At 70.4% G+C, this 17,699-nt stretch carries 16 protein-coding genes and 2 pseudogenes; 7 read left to right on the plus strand and 11 right to left on the minus strand.

The window, feature by feature from the left end:
- Positions 1-521: 521 nt before the first annotated feature.
- Complete coding sequence (locus tag AB0F88_RS42840; protein WP_362697906.1) at positions 522-1,262, plus strand: NPP1 family protein; 741 nt, start codon at positions 522-524, stop codon at positions 1,260-1,262.
- A 6-nt stretch (positions 1,263-1,268) separates the two neighbouring features.
- On the opposite strand, the gene AB0F88_RS42845 is transcribed toward AB0F88_RS42840, so the two are convergent.
- The 4 genes from AB0F88_RS42845 to AB0F88_RS42860 form a co-directional block, all read right to left on the minus strand.
- Positions 1,269-3,764 (minus strand): FtsX-like permease family protein, encoded by a 2,496-nt coding sequence (locus AB0F88_RS42845; RefSeq protein WP_362697908.1) that lies wholly within the window; start codon positions 3,762-3,764, stop codon positions 1,269-1,271.
- The gene (locus AB0F88_RS42850) at positions 3,761-4,453 is read right to left on the minus strand and encodes an ABC transporter ATP-binding protein (protein ID WP_362697911.1); all 693 of its coding nucleotides are present in this window, start codon (positions 4,451-4,453) and stop codon (positions 3,761-3,763) included. The genes AB0F88_RS42845 and AB0F88_RS42850 overlap by 4 nt, the downstream gene beginning before the upstream one ends.
- Positions 4,450-4,974 (minus strand): PadR family transcriptional regulator, encoded by a 525-nt coding sequence (locus AB0F88_RS42855; RefSeq protein ID WP_362697914.1) that lies wholly within the window; start codon positions 4,972-4,974, stop codon positions 4,450-4,452. Before AB0F88_RS42855 ends, AB0F88_RS42850 begins: the two co-directional genes overlap by 4 nt.
- A gap of 126 nt (positions 4,975-5,100) precedes the next feature.
- Positions 5,101-5,532: a discoidin domain-containing protein gene (locus tag AB0F88_RS42860; protein ID WP_362697917.1), complete on the minus strand. Its 432-nt coding sequence runs from the start codon at positions 5,530-5,532 to the stop codon at positions 5,101-5,103.
- A gap of 245 nt (positions 5,533-5,777) precedes the next feature.
- On the opposite strand from AB0F88_RS42860, the pseudogene AB0F88_RS42865 reads away from it, so the two are divergent.
- Both AB0F88_RS42865 and AB0F88_RS42870 read left to right on the plus strand, forming a co-directional pair.
- Positions 5,778-6,131 (plus strand): annotated as a pseudogene (locus tag AB0F88_RS42865) (AfsR/SARP family transcriptional regulator); the annotation flags it as partial.
- A gap of 127 nt (positions 6,132-6,258) precedes the next feature.
- Positions 6,259-7,587 (plus strand): annotated as a pseudogene (locus AB0F88_RS42870) (NB-ARC domain-containing protein); the annotation flags it as partial.
- 621 nt (positions 7,588-8,208) lie between these two features.
- Here AB0F88_RS42870 and AB0F88_RS42875 read toward each other — a convergent pair.
- The gene (locus AB0F88_RS42875) at positions 8,209-8,946 is read right to left on the minus strand and encodes an SGNH/GDSL hydrolase family protein (RefSeq protein WP_362698018.1); all 738 of its coding nucleotides are present in this window, start codon (positions 8,944-8,946) and stop codon (positions 8,209-8,211) included.
- Between the two features lie 362 nt (positions 8,947-9,308).
- A complete protein-coding gene (gene ltrA, locus AB0F88_RS42880; RefSeq protein WP_362697920.1) occupies positions 9,309-10,685 on the minus strand; it encodes a group II intron reverse transcriptase/maturase in 1,377 nt (458 codons plus the stop codon).
- 401 nt (positions 10,686-11,086) lie between these two features.
- Between ltrA and AB0F88_RS42885 the strand changes: the two genes are divergently transcribed.
- Positions 11,087-12,358, plus strand: coding sequence for an IS256 family transposase (locus tag AB0F88_RS42885; RefSeq protein ID WP_362698021.1), 1,272 nt, complete (start codon positions 11,087-11,089; stop codon positions 12,356-12,358).
- 33 nt (positions 12,359-12,391) lie between these two features.
- Here the strand turns inward: AB0F88_RS42885 and AB0F88_RS42890 are convergent, their stop codons facing one another.
- The 4 genes from AB0F88_RS42890 to AB0F88_RS42905 all read right to left on the minus strand — a co-directional run bounded on the left by AB0F88_RS42890 (position 12,392) and on the right by AB0F88_RS42905 (position 14,705).
- Positions 12,392-12,625, minus strand: coding sequence for a hypothetical protein (locus AB0F88_RS42890; protein WP_362697923.1), 234 nt, complete (start codon positions 12,623-12,625; stop codon positions 12,392-12,394).
- Positions 12,626-12,736: 111 nt separating this feature from the next.
- Positions 12,737-13,432, minus strand: a complete 696-nt coding sequence (locus AB0F88_RS42895) for a hypothetical protein (RefSeq protein ID WP_362697925.1) — start codon at positions 13,430-13,432, stop codon at positions 12,737-12,739.
- Positions 13,429-14,334 carry an ABC transporter ATP-binding protein gene (locus AB0F88_RS42900; RefSeq protein ID WP_362697928.1) on the minus strand — a complete coding sequence of 302 codons (906 nt, stop codon included), beginning with the start codon at positions 14,332-14,334 and terminating at the stop codon, positions 13,429-13,431. The genes AB0F88_RS42895 and AB0F88_RS42900 overlap by 4 nt, the downstream gene beginning before the upstream one ends.
- On the minus strand, positions 14,331-14,705 hold the full coding sequence (locus tag AB0F88_RS42905; RefSeq protein ID WP_362697931.1) for a GntR family transcriptional regulator: 375 nt from the start codon (positions 14,703-14,705) through the stop codon (positions 14,331-14,333). Before AB0F88_RS42905 ends, AB0F88_RS42900 begins: the two co-directional genes overlap by 4 nt.
- Before the next feature lie 255 nt (positions 14,706-14,960).
- On the opposite strand from AB0F88_RS42905, the gene AB0F88_RS42910 reads away from it, so the two are divergent.
- Positions 14,961-15,269: a hypothetical protein gene (locus tag AB0F88_RS42910; RefSeq protein WP_362697934.1), complete on the plus strand. Its 309-nt coding sequence runs from the start codon at positions 14,961-14,963 to the stop codon at positions 15,267-15,269.
- 60 nt (positions 15,270-15,329) lie between these two features.
- Here AB0F88_RS42910 and AB0F88_RS42915 read toward each other — a convergent pair whose 3' ends face one another.
- Entirely contained in the window at positions 15,330-15,638 is a 309-nt protein-coding gene (locus AB0F88_RS42915; RefSeq protein ID WP_362697936.1) for a hypothetical protein, read from the minus strand.
- Positions 15,639-15,945: 307 nt separating this feature from the next.
- Here AB0F88_RS42915 and AB0F88_RS42920 point away from each other — a divergent pair, with 307 nt between their 5' ends.
- Together AB0F88_RS42920 and AB0F88_RS42925 are read left to right on the plus strand one after the other, a co-directional pair.
- Positions 15,946-16,191 (plus strand): hypothetical protein, encoded by a 246-nt coding sequence (locus AB0F88_RS42920; protein WP_362697939.1) that lies wholly within the window; start codon positions 15,946-15,948, stop codon positions 16,189-16,191.
- Positions 16,192-16,480: 289 nt separating this feature from the next.
- Positions 16,481-17,050 (plus strand): dihydrofolate reductase family protein, encoded by a 570-nt coding sequence (locus tag AB0F88_RS42925; RefSeq protein WP_030925166.1) that lies wholly within the window; start codon positions 16,481-16,483, stop codon positions 17,048-17,050.
- Positions 17,051-17,699: the final 649 nt, after the last annotated feature.

Genomic DNA, 17,699 nt, shown 5'->3' on the forward strand with positions numbered 1-17,699 from the left:
CCGTCCGGGCGATACCTTTTCCGCGCGGCGGCGCGTGGGCGTTCACGCCGGGGACGATCCGGGTCCCACCGGGCCCCACCGATCTGCGCCGGTCCGCGCCGGTTCGCGCCAAGGCCGGAACGCCCCGTGACGGGATGCCTGGAGAGGCCAGCCGGTTCGTCGGCCGCGACGCGCCTCGTGGGAGGCTTCCTGCCCGGTGATTCGCGATCTTTCGTTCGTGGTTCACCTCCTGACCGTCGCCGATACATGTCGGCGCCATCTGCCGCGGAGACCTTGATCAAGCACCGGTTTCGTGGTGCCGTGCAGGTGCGAGGCGCGCTCACATCGGTGCGGAGAACGCCGCCGACGAGCACCACGCCGACGCGTCGTCAGGTCATGGAGCAGTCCTTCGAGAAAGCGGAAGAATGCGAAAGCCGTGGTCGTTCACGTCCACCCCGAGGGCATCGAAGTCAGCGACCGGGCCGGAGAGGAGCCCATCCCTTCCCGCGTCCCCCGCGCGCGGGCGTTCCCGGTTCGGGATCGTGCTCGGTGTCACCGTTCTGGGGATCGTCCTCCCCGCGTCGGCGGCCTACGCCGATCCGCCCCGCAACCTGCCCCAGTCGGCCGGAGGGTACGAGTCGTCGTTCTCCCCGGCCTACGACTACGACGGTGACGGCTGCTACGCCACCCCCGGCATCGGGCCGGACGGGACCCTCGCTCCGGGGCTGAACCCGACCGGCGCGGTCAACGGCAACTGCCGTGACCAGTCGGACCTGGACAATTCCCAGACCTACGCCCGCGCCAAGTGCAACAACGGCTGGTGCGCCGTCGTGTACGCCAGCTACTTCGAGAAGGACCAGGCGCTGGCCGGCATCAGCCTCGGTGGCCACCGTCACGACTGGGAGCACGTCATCTCCTGGGTGAACCAGGCCTCCAACCAGGTGGAGTACGTCTCGACCACGCAGCACAGCGGCGTCGTGACCTACCCGCGCTCGCAGGTGCGCTTCGACGGGTCGCACCCCAAGGTCGTCTACCACAAGGACGGGGCGTCCACACACTTCTTCCGGCTCGCCAACGGCAACGACGAGCCGCCGGAGAACCACTACCACAACTGGCGCTACCCGCCGCTGGTGGACTGGAACGGCTGGCCCAGTACTTGGCTGCGCGACAGGCTGATGAACGCGAACTTCGGCTCCGCGACCATCAAGATCAATGACGGCAGGTTCGGGGACCTCCTCTCGCGCTCCAAGCCCGGCGGCATCCCCTTCGACCCCTGGGCCTGACGAAGGTCACAGGGGACGGCGGGCGAGGGGCGGCCGGGTCCGGGTGATCAGCGCCGCCGCGGTCGCCAGGACGGGCAGCCCCACCACCACGGCGACCACGAACGGCCACGGCACGGCGATCGTGGCGGGATCGCCGGCGCCGTGCGTCGTCATCGGCCGGCTCAGCGCCACGCCCGTCACCGCCCCCGCGACCAGTCCCACCAGCGCGCCGAGCCCGGAGATGTAGAGGGCCTGGCCGGCCACGACCATCCGCAAGGTCCCGGGCGGGGCGCCGATGGCCGCCATCGTCGCCCGCTCCGGCCGGGTGTCGGCGGCGGCCAGGCGGGTGGCGGCCAGCGTGCCGCCGACGACGAGGACGAGGGCGCCGACGAGCCAGCCCCACAGCCCGGGGTCGGGGGTGTTGCGGTAGCCCTCCTCGGAGGCGACCGTGACGCGGGGGGTCACCTTGTGGAGGTCACGCCACAGCCTTGAACCGGCCGGCAGGCGGTGCATGGCGTAGAGCTGGCTCTCGGTCGTCGAGAAACCGGCCTGTTCGACCAGGGCACGCGGCAGCAGGGCGCCGCCCTGGTGCTCGTCGGCGGGGGTGGCCAGTACGGCGGGCACCTCCAGCCTGCGCGGGGGGCCGGAGGTGGAGCTCGCCCGCAGGGCCAGCCTGCCGTTCCGCAGCGCGGCGGCGTCGAACACCACGGCCTTGCCGCTCGCCAGCGCCGCGGCCGCCCGCGGGTCGTGGCGCCCCTGCAGGAGCCTGAGCAGGGCCTGGTCGCCGATGGCCGCCGTGCGACGCGTGCGTATCCCGTTCCAGCGCACCGTGTACCGCAGGGCGTAGCGGCGGTTGTCGGCGTTCCTCGCCTGGTAGCCGGTGGCCAGCGGCACGCCGGGCAGTTGGCGGGCCGCCTCGGCGCGGAGTTTTTTCCAGGTCGCGTCGTTGATGGTGCCGGCCCAGATCGCCAGCATGCCGGCCGGGCGTGCCGAGGTGTAGGCGTTGCGCCGGTCCATGTACTCGCTGTGGGTGCCGATGCCCACCGCTACGACCGTGGCGGTGACCGCCATGACGGCCGCCACGGCGCTCGCCGTCCGGGACCGGTGGCGGACCGCGTCGCGGACGGCCACCCGCAGCGGGAGCCGCAGCCGCGCGGCCGGCCGTCCCGTCTGGCGGACCAGCCACGGCGTCAGCGCCACCAGCCCGAGCAGGACCAGCACCGCGGAGGAGAGCACCCACACCGAGCCCGGCTGGCGCCGCGCCACCACGGTCGCGCCCAGTCCGGCCAGTACCAGCGTGGCTCCGAGCAGGGGCCAGCCCCGCCGATCGGGTGCCGTGGGCGCGCGCCCGGCCAGCACGGTCGCGGTGTTCTGCCGGGCGGCCTGTACGGCGGGCACCAGCGCCGCCACGAGCCCGGTGAGCAGGCCCAACGCGGCGACGCACAGGACCGGCGGCCACGGCACTCCCGGCGGGCCGGCCTGCCCGCCCCAGCGTGCCAGGACCGGGGCGCCCAGCACCCCGGCCGCGATGCCCAGCGCCGTCGCGACGAGGGTGGCCGGGGCGCCGAGGACCAGCCCGTCGGCCAGCACGATCGTGCGCAGCTGCCCGGCCGAGCCGCCCTGCGCGGCGATCTCGGCCAGTTCCCTGCGCCGTCTGCGGAGCCCGACCGCGAAGGCGGGCCCGGCCAGCAGGACGGTCACCAGCACCACCATGATCACCATGGCGCCGATCCCGACCGTGTACTGGACCGTCGCGGCCGGGTCGCGAACCGGGGACCACGACGAGTCCGTGATCATGGTGCGGGAGGTGACGAACAGGCCGGCCGCGTTCAGCGCGGGCACGTCGGTCCAGGACACCGGCTTCGCGGTGTCGGCGAGCCAGCCGTCGCCGTACTCGCGCGGGGACCACAACTCGTCCGGCGCCAGGGGGAGGTCCGGGCCCACGACCTTGCGGAGCGAGGGCTGGTGCGGGTGCTCGACCACGCCCACCACCGTCAGCGGCGCCGCGCCGGACGGCCGCAGGAGGTCGCCGGGCCGCAGGCCGAGCGCGGGGGTCACCGCGACCTCGCGGGCGGAGGGGAGCCTGCCCTCGCTCAGCGTCAGCATCCCCCTGGTGAGGGGGTCGCGCAGGTCGGTCTCCAGCGCGTCGACCGGCTCGGTGCCCAGCCGGAGCATGCCGGTGTTGAAGGGGAGCAGCCGGGTGCCCGGTCCGAGCAGTGCCGCCACCTCGGCGGCGCCGGGCCTGGGCGCGGTCGCCCCGTCGTCGCCCGTGCTCCAGTTCCCTCCGGTCGGGTCCTGCTGGAGCACCGTACCCTCGGGTGCCTGCGAGAGGTGGACGTCGGCGGTGCCGAGCGTGGCCACCAGTCCTTCCCGCGGCGTGACCTGCATCGTCTCGGCGAGGGTGAGGAGCGCTGTGATCACCAGGACGGGCAGGCCGATCATCACCATGATGAGCGCGCTGCGTCCCCGGGAACGCCACGCGCTCCGTCGGGCGACGCGCAGCGCGACGCGGACGGCGCTCACCGGGCGCTCTCCAGTGACACGTCCGTGGAATCGGCGATCGTCCCGTCGCGGAGGAACACCACCCGGTCGGCCCAGGCGGCGTAGCGCGGCTCGTGGGTGACGAGCAGGACCGCCGCACCCGCGTCACAGCGGGCGCGCAGTATCTGCAGGATCTCGTCGCCGGCGCGCGTGTCGAGCGCGCCGGTCGGTTCGTCGGCGAGCAGCAGGCGCCGCTCGCCCACCAGGGCGCGGGCGATCGCGACCCGCTGGCGCTGGCCACCGGACAGCTCGTCGGGGAAGCGGTCGGCCAGGTGTGCCACGTCGATCTCCGCCAGCACGGCCACGGCCTCCTGCCTGGCGAGGCGTGACCGCACGCCGTCGAGCTCGCGCGGCAGCATCACGTTCTCCGCCGCCGTCAGCGAGGTGATCAGGTTGAGGTCCTGGAAGACGTAGCCGACCCCGCGGCGGCGCAGTGCCGCCAGGTCGCGTACGGCGGCCAGGTCCTGCTCTCCGAGGTGCGCCGTCCCCGACGTGGGCCGGTCGAGCCCGCCCGCGAGGTTGAGCAGGGTCGACTTGCCCGACCCGGACGGGCCCATGACCGCGACCAGCTCTCCCGCGCCGACCTCGAGACTCACGCCCCTCAGGGCGTGGACGGCCGTCGCTCCCTCGCCGTGGACCCTGGTCACCTCGGCCAATCGTACGACCGTCATCTTTCCTCCTTGAGAACGGCCTCGCAGTGGTCCAGCCACCGTTGCTCGGCCTCGGCCTGGAAGATCATGGAATCGAGCACGAGCCGCTGGGCCGCGCCTTCGGTGGCGGTTCGCTCCGTGGCCGCTCGTTTGGCCTTGGTCAGCTGCTGGAGGGCGCGCATGGTCGCGGTCCGCTGCCTGCGGATGACCTCGGCGACGTCCACCTCCTTCGCCGCGACGGCCATGGCCAGCTTGATGACCAGCTCGTCCCGCGGCCGGTCGGACTGGACGACCGGGGTGCCGAACCATCGCGCCATCTCCGCCAGGCCGGCCGCGGTGATCGTGTAGACGACCCGGCCCTGCTCGTCCGACTCGCCCGGCTCGACCAGCCCGTCGCGCTCCAGGCGGGACAGCGTCGTGTAGACCTGGCCGATGTTGAGCGGCCAGGTCGCCCCGGTCGACCCCTCGAACTCCACCCGCAGCTGATAGCCGTGCCGAGGCCCCCTGCTGAGCAGGGCGAGCAGCCCGTGCCTGATCGACATAGATACTAAGTATGCATATTCAGTATGCAGGGCTCAAGGAGATCCGCCATATTCCGCATGAAACGAGGCCGGGTGCCTCCCACGACATGGAGGGCACCCGGCGAGAACGACAGTGGATCAGGAGGGTCAGGAGGCGAGGACCCGTAGCTCCGAGAGCTGGCCGGCAGCCCACGCGGTGTTGGCGGTGAACACCAGCCGGACGTACCGTACGGCGACCATGTTGAAGCTCGTCGACACGGCGTTCCCGGAGGCCGGGTTGAAGGCGTACGCCCGCGAGCCGACGATCGGCCTGTAGGTGACGCCGTCCGTGCTGCCCTCGACGGACAGCGTCTGGGTGCGGGCACCCCACGACGGCGGTATCGCCATCTCCACCTGGTAGATCCGGCAGGTCGCGCCGAGGTCGACGGTCAGGGACTGCGGGAAGGCGTTGTTGGTGCTCTCCCAGTAGGTGGAGGGGTTACCGCCAACCGTGTTCGCCGTGCCGTACCCCGGCTGCGCGCTTCCCCGGACCGGCCGGCCGAGGGCCGCGTTCTTGCCGGCCGCGGAGAACGCCTGCACCTCGGCGATCTTGATGGTCGGCGACCAGGGGCCGCTCGGGAAGCTCGGCGACAGGCAGCACCCGTGGACCGGCGGGAAGGTGATCGTGACCTTGTTGCCGGTGGCCGGGTTGCCGTGCCTCGATCACCGCGATCCGCAAGGCGCTGCGCGGCGCGGGCGCCGAACGGCTCCTCGAGACGCGGGCTGGCGGCTACGTCGCGCAGCCCGAGGCCGGGCAGCTCGACGCGCGGGAGTTCACCGAGCTGGTGGCCGCCGGTGAGCTGCGAAAAGCCCTGGACCTGTGGAGCGGCGAGGCGCTGGAGGACGTGCACGCCCACTACGTCGACGGCGTCCGGGAGCTGTGGCGGGACCGGCGGCTGTCGGCGTACGAGCGCCTGGTGGAGGCCGAGCTCGCCGCCGGGCGGCACGGCGAGCTGCTCGACGAGCTCGCCGCCCAGGTGAGCGCCGACCCGCTGCGCGAGAGGCTCGCCGGCCACCTCGTCCTGGCCCTGCACCGGGCGGGATGCCAGGCCGACGCCCTGGCGGCGGCGCGTTCCTACCGCAGGGCCCTCGCCGACGAGCAGGGCCTCGACCCCAGGCGCGCCTTCACCGAGCTGGAACGGGCGGTCCTGGCCGACGATCCGGCCCTGCGCTCCGACGGCGTGGAGCCGGTGCCCGCCGGCCCCGCCGCGGCGCTCCACCTTCCTGCCCTACGACATCCCCGACTTCTCCGGCCGGGCCGCCGAGCTGGAGCGGCTCGCGGGCGAGTACCGCGGCCCGGCGGTCGTCACGATCGACGGCATGGCCGGGATCGGCAAGACCGCCCTCGCCGTCCACGCGGCCCACCGGCTCGCCGCCCGCCATCCGGACGGACGGCTCTTCATCGACCTGCTGGCCCATACCGCGGACCGCGAGCCGGTCGACCCCGCCGCCGCGTTGGAGGCACTCCTGCGCCGGCTCGGGGTGCCCGCCGACCGCATCCCGGTCACATCGGCCGAGCGGAGCGCCCTGTGGCGTGCCGAGCTGGCCGACCGCCGCGTGCTCGCCGTGCTGGACAACGCCTTCGACGCCGAGCACGTGCGTCCTTTGCTGCCGGGGCGCTCCGACACCCTCGTCCTGGTCACCAGCAGGCGGCGGCTCGTCGACCTGGACGGCGCCCACGCCCTCTCGGTCGACGTGCTGGGGGAGGAGGACGCCGCCGGGCTGTTCGAGCGGATCGTGGGAGAGCGCGCCCGCCGCGAGCCCGGCGCCGTACGCGAGGTGTTGCGGTTGTGCGGGCACCTGCCGCTCGCCATCCGCATCTCGGCCGCCCGCCTGCAGCACCGTCCGCGCTGGACCGTGTCCTACCTGGCGGGCCGGCTGCGGGAGCATCGCCGGCTCCTGGACGGGGTGTCGGCGGCCTTCGCCCTGTCCTACGAGCAGCTCCACGAGGCCGAGCAGCGCATGTTCCGCCTGCTCGGGCTGGTGCCCGGCCGCGACATCGACCCGTGCGGCGCGGCCGCGCTGGCCGGGATCTCGGAGGAGGAGGCGGAGGAGCTTCTCGAAGGACTTCTCGATGCCCACATGCTCCTGCAGCTCGAACCGGGCCGCTACACCTTCCACGACCTGCTGCGCGAGCACGCCCGCTCGATCGCCGAGGACGACGGCGCCGTCATGCGGCTGCTCGCCTACTACCTGCACCGCTCCCGCGCGGCGATGGACCGGCTCTTCCCCGACAGCGTCGGCCAGCGCGAGGGCGTCCCCCAGCCGGCCACCCCGGTCGCGCCCGTCCGCGACGCCGCGCAGGCGCTCGCCTGGCTCGACACCGAACGCTCCAACATCATCGCGACCGCCGTCCACGGCCCCGAGATCTGCCTCGGCCTCCTGGCCCTGACGATGCGCCCCTTCCTCGACCGGCAGGCACACCACGACGACGCGCTCACCCTGCACTCCCTGACGCTCCAGCGCAGCCGCAAGCTCGGCGACCGCGCGGTCCAGGCGCGCGCCCTCGCCGACCTGGCGTGGACCCACTGGCGGCTCGGCGAGTACGAGCGAGCGGAGGAGCACGCCCACCAGGCTCTCGAGGTGTGCGAGGAGGCCGGCGAACGGGCCCTGGCGCTGCTCACGCTGGGCAACGTGGCCCTGCGGCGGCGGGACGAGCGGGCCGAGCCGTACCTCAAGCAGGCACTCGACCTCACCCGGATCGGCGCCGACACCTGGGGCGAGGCCCACGTGCTCGGCATCCTCGCCCTCGTCCTCGACCGGGCCGGCCGTCCGCAGGAGGCCCGGCGCTACCTCGACCTGGCACTGGTGCTGCACCGCAAGGTCGGCAACCCGGCGGGGGAGTCGATGACCCTCGACCAACTCGGCGTCGTCCTGCGGCGTCAGGGCGAGCTCGGCAACACCGCCGACGAGGCGGCCGCGCTCAACGGGCTGGCCGAGGCGGCCGACGACCCCGCCCGGGCGGTCGAGGAGCACACGGCCGCGCTCGCGCTCACCGGCCGGACGCGCAACCGGCCGGAGCGGGCGCGTGCCCACGACGGGCTGGCACGCGCCCACCTCGCGCTCGGGCGCTCGGGGCAGGCCGGGGAGCACGGGCGGCTGGCCCTCAGCCTCTACCGGGAGCTCGGCGTCCCGGAGGCCGAGCAGGTCCGCGCCCTGCTGAAACGGGCCGGGGGCCCGGGGAGCCGGACCGCCCCGCCCGTACCTCATGACGGCTCACGCGTCGGGCACCGCCACCGGGGCGGCCTGGAGGACCTGGTAGGTCACCTCGGCGAGGGCCCGCTGCCCGCTGGTGCTGGGATGGAAGTAGTCCCAGGTGCTGAGCTGCCCGAGCGTGAAGGGGTAGGAGAAGACGGCGCCGCCGTCGTACCTGCACGTGCCGTACTCCGCGCAGATCCGGGCGAGCACGCCGTTGAAGTCGACGACCCGCTGCCTGACCCGGTCACGGCGCGCCTCGTCCTCGGCAGAGGTCGAACGGGGAGCGGCCAGCATCGACTGGCAGATGCCGAAGGCGGCCCAGGCCGTGCGCGCCGAGGAGCTGTCCTTGCCGACGGCCCACAGGCGCTTGATGTCGGGGATGCTGGCGACGAACACCGACGCCTGCGGGATCCCGGCCGCCAGCTCCTGCATCGCCGCCCGGAAGCGGCTCTCGAAGTCGGCGACCGAGGTCATCGACGACTCCGAGGAGGCGCACGCGTCGTTGGCGCCCATCAGGATCGTCACGTAGTCGACCCCCCGGGAGGCCGCGGTCCTCGCCTGCCCGGCGAGGTCGGCGATCTTCGCGCCCGACCGGGCGTCGTTGTAGGCGGTGAGGTCGGGGTTCTGCGTCCTGATCCGGTTGCGGTGGCTGTCGACCGAGGTGCTCGACCCCGTCGACCACGACCGGCTGGTGCAGTCGGCGAACCAGCCGCAGGCGTTGAACCCGCGGGTGATCGAGTCGCCCAGCCCCGACATGGAGCCGGGCGGCGCGACGGAGTCGGAGGTCGCTGTACCGGCGGGGACCACGGTCCAGCCGAGGACCGCGGCGATGACGAGGGCGATGCGGAGGGCATGGCGTTTGGACAAGGGGCCTACCTTTGCCGGGGGGGTGTGCCGGATGTTGATCGTGCATCGCCCGGGGGCCGCCGTACATAGGGAAAACAGAAAACTTACGCCCCGGTCAAGGTCGCGGTCAGAGACGGGGCGCCAGGTGGCCTTGTGCGGTCGGCTCGGGGCGCGGTGTCGGTGTCGCCACCGGTCCGTTTCCCCGAGCCGCCGTCCCGAACCCGCCGTGCGCCTTTCAACGCAACGGGCTCTCCACGTGTCTTGCCCGGTGGTCAGCTTGTCGCCGCCGGTTCGATGGTCCACGGAGTGGAAATGGCCGCTCCGCGGTATCGGTAGCGGACGATCGCGACACTGGACGCGCCGCGGAAGGCCACCGATCCTTCAGCGAACCTCCACCCCTGGTCACAGAATCTTCGCAGCTGACTGCGAAGAATCCGGTGCTTGCGAAGGAGCCATCGCGCGATTCGCTGCCACGCGTGGTGGTCGATCGCGGCGAAGGTCTTCTTGGACACGCCGTGGCGGAAGTAGTTCGCCCACCCGGCCAGCATCCGGTTCAAGCTCGCCAGGAGCGTGCCCAGACTCTGGTTGAGGGTGTGTCTGTAGGTCCGTTCCGAGATCCGGTCCTTGATCGCCTTAACGGCTTTCGCGGACGGCTTGGTGTAGACGACGAGCTTGGCCGTGCCGCGTCTCCGCTGGCGGCGGATGTGCTGGCCGAGGAAGTCGAACCCGTCGTCAACGTGGACCACACGGGTCTTGTCCGTTGCCAGGCGCAGACCGAGTCGGGCCAGGACTGCCGTGATCTGCTCTCGCAGCATCTCGGCCTGATCGGCTGTCCCGGACACCATGACGACGAAGTCGTCGCAGTAACGGATCAGCCGCCAGTTACCCTGCCCGACGCGTCTGCGCTTGGTGCGCTGGTAGCCGGTGCCCATCAGGGTGAGCCACTGGGTGTGGAAGTGCTCATCCAGTGCCGTCAGGGCGATGTTGGCCGGCAGCGGGGACAAGATCCCGCCCTGGGGAGCGCCGGTGAGACTGTCTTTGAACAGGCCGTGGTGCATCACCCCGGCCTTGAGGAACGCCTTCACCAGCGCCAGGACGCGCTTGTCGGAGATCCTGGATCGGATCTGCTCCAGCAACGCGGTGTGATCGATCTGATCGAAGCACGCCTCGATGTCGGCCTCCAGCACGACGTGATAGCCACGCCGGGCCAGGTAGACGATCTCCTCGATGGCGTCCTGGGCGCGCCGGTTGGGCCGAAACCCGTAGGAGACCGGCAGAAAGTCGGCCTCGAAGATGGGTTCCAGCACCGCCTTGAGCACGGCCTGCACGACACGATCCTTCACCGTCGGGATGCCCAGGTCACGCAGCTTCCCGTTGGCTTTGGGGATCTGCGTCCGCCGCACCGGCGACGGACGATAGGTACGGGCCTTCAACTCGTCCCTGAGCTGCATCAGGAACGGCTGCACTCCCAGCCGGGCCTCGATCGCGGCCACGGTCAGCCCGTCGATCCCGGCCGTCTGCGCACCGGAGTTCGTCGAGACGCGTCGCCACGCCTCGGACAGGAACGCCGGATCACAGACCAGGTTGTACAGATCATCGAATTGGCGCAAGTTGTCGGCTCGCGCCCACTGGTGCAAGTTGACCTGCATCCTTCGTACCGAGACGCCGGACCTCCACGAGGAGTTTCCGTCCCTCTCGGCCCCGGTGTTCACCGGGGCGTCTTCGACCATTGCAGTGTGCTCCTTGTCTGACACGCTGCCGCCCTTCCCCAGGTGACCGGCTTTCCCGGCCGCGGAGTACTACGGCGGCTCCGCCCCGTCCGCGCTCTTGGGCGGGCAACGCGCCTATCGCGCCCCAAGACGCCGGATGCGCCCGGGAGCGGGACTGATGCGCGGACGGTTCCCACGTTCACTGCCGACCGAGAGCAATGATCGAAACCTGTGGATCTGCCGGGGAGGGGTGTACCTTCCCGGATCATCCGATGATGGTTTCGAGATAAGGCCGACGTTGGCGCGTCGGTCGGGAAGGCACACCCGTGCCGCTCACCGTAGTGCCCGAACCGCCCGCTGACGACAGCTCATCGACGGCCGCCTCGTCCTCGTTGATCGACCAGATCGTCCGTGAGGGCGCCCGTAAGATGCTGGCCGCCGCGTTGCAGGCCGAGGTGGACGCCTACATCGCCGCCTTCGCCGACGAGCGCGATGCGGCCGGTCGCCGCCTGGTGGTCCGTAACGGCTCCCATCAGCCGCGCGAGATCCTCACCGCGGCCGGCGCAATCGAGGTCACGGCCCCGCGCGTCAACGACAAGCGCATCGACGAGCAGACGGGTGAGCGTCAGCGGTTCTCCTCGGCGATCCTGCCGGCCTGGGCGCGCAAGACCCCGCAGGTCAGCGAGGTGCTGCCGCTGTTGTACCTGCACGGCCTGTCCTCGGGCGATTTCATCCCCGCGCTGGGCCAATTCCTCGGCTCGACCGCGGGCCTGTCCGCGCCGGTGATCACGAAGCTGACCGAGACCTGGAAGGGCGAGCAGCGTGCCTTCGCCGCCCGCGACCTGTCCGGCGCCGACTACGTCTACCTGTGGGTCGACGGCATCCACGTCAACATCCGGCTGGAGGAGCACAAGCTGTGCCTGCTGGTGATGGTCGGGGTGCGCGCCGACGGCCGCAAGGAACGCGTCGCGCTGAGCGACGGCTATCGGGAGTCGGCTGAGTCGTGGGCCGATCTGCTGCGCGATGCCAAAAGGCGCGGGATGCGGGCGCCGGTGCTGGCGATGGGGGACGGTGCGCTGGGGTTCTGGTCCGCGCTGCGGGAGGTGTTTCCGCAGGCCAGAGAGCAGAGGTGTTGGTTTCACAAGATCGCGAATGTTTTGGGGGCGCTGCCGAAGTCCGCCCACCCCGCAGCGAAGAAGGCCCTGGCCGAGATCTGGAACGCCGAGGACAAAGACCATGCCCAGGCCGCGGTCAAGGGCTTCCAGGCCGCCTACGGCGCCAAGTATCCCAAGGCCGTGGCCAAGGTGGTCGACGACATCGAGGAGCTGCTGGCCTTCTATGACTTCCCGGCCGAGCACTGGGTGCACCTGCGCACGACCAACCCCATCGAGTCGACCTTCGCCACCGTCCGGCACCGTACCAAGGTCACCAAGGGGCCCGGCTCACGCGCCGCCGGGCTGGCCATGGCGTTCAAGCTGATCGAGTCGGCCCAGGCCCGCTGGCGCGCGGTCAACGCCCCTCATCTGGTCGCGCTGGTCCGCACCGGGGCGACTTTCTTCAACGGCAAGCTCGTCGAACGACCCGACGACCGAGTCTCATCCGCAGCCGCTTAAAAGATCTTGATCCACAGGTATTGACGATTGCTCTCAGGAGTCGCGGCGGGCATTCCTTCGCGGCGCGACGAAGACGGCCCAGGCGGCCACACCCAGAGCCGGACCCAAGGACGAACCCAGCCCGGCACCGTAGGTGACGTTGTCGAAAAAACCCCCGACGACGACGCCGACGAGGACGCCGAAGGCAGCGCCGAATGCGATCCAGATCCCGAGATTCGCCCAGATCCCGGGACCTGCAGCGGGCGGGGGCGTGTTGTTGCTCGTCATTGCATCTCTCCCAGGGACGCGGGCGGACAGGGTTGACAATCTGGCGGTCCATCACGGCGGATGTCGGCGTTCGCGTGTCCGGTGTCCGGAGCGGCCGAGTGCCCGCCGCGCCTACGCCGTGGCACGGCGGATGAGCCTGTATCCGCCGACCGCGAACGCGGCGGCCACCAGGAGCGGCCAGCCGGCGAGCAGCGCCGTGGGGGACTGGTCGAGCAACCAGCGGCCGATCGCGTGCCATTGCCGGGTCCACGTGATCAGCGCGGCGGCCAGCCCGAGCGCTGTGAACATCAGGGTGAGGCTGGCGAGGACGCCGGTGGTGCCCCAGCGCAGGTGCAACGCGCCGAGCAGGATCCCGAGGTGGGTCACGACCAGCATGGGTACCGCGTACCCGAGCAGGAGCAGCACCGGGTTGGCGTCATCCATGAACGGCAGGCCGAAGAAGCGCATCCCCACCCCCCAGTGGCCGGTGGCCTGTTCCACGGCGCGCAGCAGGCAGAGCACCAGCGCGTAGACCACCGACTGGACGACCGCGAGCAGCGACCAGGCCAGGTAGAACTCCCGGCGGGTCACGCTCATGCCCAGCGCGTACGGGAAGATCTGGGTGACCGAGACGGTGGCCATCGCGATCGCGACGCCGCACAGGCTGACCAGGCCGCCGGTGGTCGTCACGCCGTCGCCCGGGTCGTGGTTCGCCATGACGCTCAACAGGTTGATGCCGAACGCGACGGCCGTCATGCTCCACGTCCAGCCCAGGATCTGCGGCCAGGCAGGCATCTGGAGACGGACCACCTGACGGATGCGGTTCATCGGGCGGCCTCCCGGTCCGCCGACGCCGTTGTCGTCGGCGGTACGGTCAGGCGGACCACGAGTTGCTGCAACGACAGCGGCTCCAGCTCGACGTCCATCGCCTGCGCGAGCGCCTTCGCGTGCGGTCCGAGCCCACCGAGGATGGTCGACCGGACCAGGCCGCTCAACCGCTCGCGGTGCAACTCGGTGCGTCCGGCGGCGAACTCGTTCACGGCCTCCGCCCGTCCGGTGGCCACCACCGCCCGCCCGCGCAGGTCGTCGGCGTCCTCATCGAGCAGCAGCCGGCCACGGTCGATGAGCAGCACCCGCTCGACCAGATCGCTCACCTCGTCGATGAGGTGGGTGGACAGCACCACGGTGCGGGGATGCCTGGCGTAGTCGGCGAGCAGGTGGTCGTAGAAAAGCTGCCGGGCGGCCGGGTCGAGCCCGAGGTACGGCTCGTCGAAGAACGTCAGGGGCGCCCGCGCGGCCAGCCCGACGGTCACGCCGAGGGCCGACAGCATGCCCCGCGAGAGCCCGCGGACCAGCCGCCCGGCCGGTAGCTGGAAGTCCGCGGCGAGGCCGTGCGCGAACGTGTCGTCCCAGTTCGCAAACAGCCGGCGTGCGGTGCGAAAGACGTGGCGCACGGTGTAGACGTGGGGGTAGCGCTGGCTCTCCCGGACGAAACAGACCTTCGACAGGACGGCCGGGTTCTCCACCGGTGGCGCGTCGAAGACCGACACCTTCCCCGACGACGCGAACGCCTGCCCGGTGAGGATCTGCATCAGGGTGGTCTTGCCCGCCCCGTTGCGCCCGAGCAGGCCGTAGATCGTGTGCTCGGCCAGCGCGAAGCTCACGTCGTCGAGCGCCGTGACGTCACTGAAGCGCTTGGTCACCCCGTGTGCGGTTACCACCGCCGTCATCCCAGGTCCCTCCCGACAACCGCACCGAATGAATCGATCATCTTCGTCAGCTCGTCGTGGCCGATGCCGAGCTTGCGGGCCTCGGCGAGCAGGGGTTCCACGTACTGTTCGGTGAACCGTTCCCGTCGCCGCTCGCGCAGCCTGGCCCGGGCGCCACCGGCGACGAACATGCCGATGCCGCGTCGCTTGTAGAGCGTTCCCTCCGACACGAGCTGGTTGACGCCCTTGGCCGCGGTGGCCGGGTTGATCCGGTGAAAGGCGGCAAGCTCGTTGGTGGACGGGACCTGGGCCTCCTCCACCAGCGACCCGTCGATGATCGAGTTCTCGATCAGCTCGGCGATCTGAAGGAAGATCGGTCGGTCGTCGTCCATCGTCGGCTTAGCCGCCCAACTGGTTAGCTACCTGTGTAGGTAACCATGCAACCTTGTGCCGCGGCTGTCAAGCCGCCCGGGCGTCCCGCGACCTCAGCCGGCGGCGGCGCCGGGACCCGTTTCCCGCTCGGGAAAGGCAGCCGGGGATGCGTGGGCGGCGTTGTCTCGACGCGGCGGGCGGTGTGATCGGGCCGTACGGCAGGCGGCGCCGTGCGCACCTGGGCAGAGTGGACGCAGACACCGACATGAGGAACGGTGGCCGAGCAGGACGAGCAACAGCACCGTCCGCGGGACCGCGCCCTTAAGGAGCGCGTGCGCCTGGTCCGCGACTCGGCGCTGAAGCTGACCGAGTATGAAGACGATGCCGACGCACGGGACCGGGCGGCGAATGCCCGGAACCGCACCGCCGATCAGCGGGATCACCGTGCCGATGAGCGAGACAGGGCGTTGGAGCCTGACTGTGGTGACATCGCGGCCATGCTCGACGGCGCCGTGTGGTTAGGACGGCTTCAGGTGGCCCCATTTGACAGCTTGACCTGGACCCATTTGTTGATCACTGGGTGAAAAGGCGACGGCTTGACATGGTCCCACCCTGATGGGATGTATCAGGCCAGTGGGACTGTGTCAGCTCTCTGTCTGTTCGGTGAGCCTGGTCCGCACCTGATGGTTGTGCTCGGTATGCGAGATGACCTCGCCGGTCACGAAGGCGCCCAGGCGAGGGAGCTCAAAATCTGGAGGCATGGCGATGCTCTCAGCAAGGCCGATCGCCTCGGGCGTGCCATCGATGCGAAGAAACACGCCGAAGGGCTGCCGACTGGTAACCGTCCCGGTCACCTGAGTCCCGATAGGCAAGGCTCGACACGTAGCGGACCAGGCTGCCTGAGCCCTTCTCCCGATCTCAGCGCCGTCATCCGGCCACGAGTACTCGGTCATGTCCTGATCTTGCCGTCGCCGACCCAACTCCGCAACACGCCCTCTAGCAGGGATGAGGGATAACGGGACGATCTTCAGACGCATCAGATCACCAGAACTGTATCCGCCGTGATGAGACGGAATGTCTGTGGTCTCGGGGGCTGCCGCCCCCGAACCCTTGCCCCGCGAGGGCATCGCCCGCTGGCCGGGCGCGACGGCGGGGCGGGGCGGGCGACGCCCTCGCCTCGATGGGCGAGGTAAGGGGGGCAGGATTTGCCGTTGTGCTGAGTTTTGGTGTGGGCCAGCCGGTAGGACAGGGCTGGCCTGGGTGCTGGGTTCGGGCGCGGCGTGGGTGCTGGAACACTTCGACGGGCAACCCGGCCTCGTGAAAATGCTGGTCGAGATGAAGTTCATAGCGGTTGCGCCGACCAACGCGCTCACGCGTGAGAAAGCCCGCCTGCCGCAGGTCGGTCACGATGGCCTGAACCCTGCCTTCGGTGATGCTGGCTGTGTTGGGTTCTTCGGGAGGCGTTTGTCGCTGACTTCGGGAGGCGGCTGGGGGCCGATTCCTTGATCAATGTCGGTGAGTTTTGACGTCACTCCGGGCTGTCTGGGTGGCCGGGCGGTGGCTGTTTGGCGGGAATGTCGTGGAGGGGCAGTAGGTCTCGCAGGGCGTTTCGAGACCCGTTGCGAACCTGAACGCCCCGAGCGCCCGAATCGGTCGCGCGCTCGGTCTGCGGTCTGGTTCGCATCACGACGGTGTTGAGCAGGTGGGATCGGGCGCCGATGAGAAATGGCGCCGACAGTCGTCTAAGTAGACGTCCGGTGAAAACGCGCTGCGCGCACCAAGGGAGAGCAACGAGATGAGACCACTTCGATACTCGATCAACGTCACGCTCGACGGCTGCTGCCATCACGAGGCAGGGCTCCCCCCGGACGAGGAGTCGATGCGTTACTGGACCGCTGAGATGGAGCGAGCCGATGCCCTGCTGTTCGGCCGGGTGACCTACGAGATGATGGAGTCGGCGTGGCGGAAGCCGGCCACGGACACGTGGCCTGACTGGATGGATGAGTGGCAGATCCCGTTCGCCGAGACCATCGACCGGGCGAAGAAGTACGTCGTGTCGAGCACGCTGAGCGCGGTCGATTGGAATGCCGAGCTGGTGCGAGGCGACTTCGGGCAAGCGGTTCAGCGGCTCAAGCAGGAGTCAGGCGAGGGCCTGTGGGTGGGTGGCGTGACGCTCCCCCTGGCGTTGGCGGATCTGGGACTGATCGACGAGTACGAGTTCCTTGTGCAGCCGGTCCTTGCCGGACACGGGCCGACGTTGCTCGCCGGTCTGCGCGAGCGTATCCAGCTCGAGCCCGTGGACCGCCGTGAGTTCCGGTCGGGGGCGGTCGCCCTGCGATACCGGCCCACGCGAGTTACGGCTTGACATGATTTGTCCTGACACGTTGGCCGCTCCCTCGCGACGGAACGACGGCTCGGAGTCGCGTTGGCCGTGCTGGCCGTGCTGGCCGTGCCCCGAACGCGCGGACATGTCGACCGGGGGCATCGCCTCGAGGTGCCGGTAGCGGACAGGGCAAACGTTGCGAATCGCCATATACAGCTCGACCTTGGTCGCCGATATGCGCATGGGCCCCCAAACGAGAGAAGCACACCGACTCTCCCACCGCGAGAACCCCACTGCCGTCAAAACTCGGCGACATCACCCCTCACCACACGAAGCCGCCTTCCCCGCCCCAGCAACAAACGCCTCGGCAACTTACGTACATATCCAGTGATGCCCAGCGTGACAGCGATGTCGCGGATCCGTGCCTCTGGGGCGCGAGCGATCGCGATCAGCACGCGGGCGCGGTGGGTGATGAACGTCCAGGTGCCGGGGCATGCCGAGCATCGGACCGAAAAGTTCCGTTAGTGGAATGAGTCAGGCCGTCCTATCGTGCCTTTCCGTTCGGATGCGTCTCATGCCCCGTAACTGCCTTTATCTGTGGTGAGGCCCCATCAAGGCCGTCATCGCAGAAAAGAGCGGCCGGGCGGGGGGGTCCGCGGGGGGGTGGGGGTAGAGGCCGCGGGGCGCGCGC

Origin of the sequence: Streptosporangium sp. NPDC023963, assembly GCF_040639135.1 — a bacterium.
In the GTDB taxonomy this organism is placed as follows: domain Bacteria; phylum Actinomycetota; class Actinomycetes; order Streptosporangiales; family Streptosporangiaceae; genus Streptosporangium.

What these genes read in the sequence shown, in the direction of transcription:
- AB0F88_RS42900 (WP_362697928.1), bottom strand. Translation starts at nt 14,334, where the DNA reads ATGACGGCGGTGGTAACCGCACACGGGGTGACCAAGCGCTTCAGTGAC.
- AB0F88_RS42905 (WP_362697931.1), bottom strand. Translation starts at nt 14,705, where the DNA reads ATGGACGACGACCGACCGATCTTCCTTCAGATCGCCGAGCTGATCGAG.
- AB0F88_RS42915 (WP_362697936.1), bottom strand. Translation starts at nt 15,638, where the DNA reads ATGACCGAGTACTCGTGGCCGGATGACGGCGCTGAGATCGGGAGAAGG.
- AB0F88_RS42925 (WP_030925166.1), top strand. Translation starts at nt 16,481, where the DNA reads ATGAGACCACTTCGATACTCGATCAACGTCACGCTCGACGGCTGCTGC.
- AB0F88_RS42875 (WP_362698018.1), bottom strand. Translation starts at nt 8,946, where the DNA reads ATGTCGGGGCTGGGCGACTCGATCACCCGCGGGTTCAACGCCTGCGGC.
- AB0F88_RS42850 (WP_362697911.1), bottom strand. Translation starts at nt 4,453, where the DNA reads ATGACGGTCGTACGATTGGCCGAGGTGACCAGGGTCCACGGCGAGGGA.
- ltrA (WP_362697920.1), bottom strand. Translation starts at nt 10,685, where the DNA reads ATGCAGGTCAACTTGCACCAGTGGGCGCGAGCCGACAACTTGCGCCAA.
- AB0F88_RS42890 (WP_362697923.1), bottom strand. Translation starts at nt 12,625, where the DNA reads ATGACGAGCAACAACACGCCCCCGCCCGCTGCAGGTCCCGGGATCTGG.
- AB0F88_RS42895 (WP_362697925.1), bottom strand. Translation starts at nt 13,432, where the DNA reads ATGAACCGCATCCGTCAGGTGGTCCGTCTCCAGATGCCTGCCTGGCCG.
- AB0F88_RS42855 (WP_362697914.1), bottom strand. Translation starts at nt 4,974, where the DNA reads ATGTCGATCAGGCACGGGCTGCTCGCCCTGCTCAGCAGGGGGCCTCGG.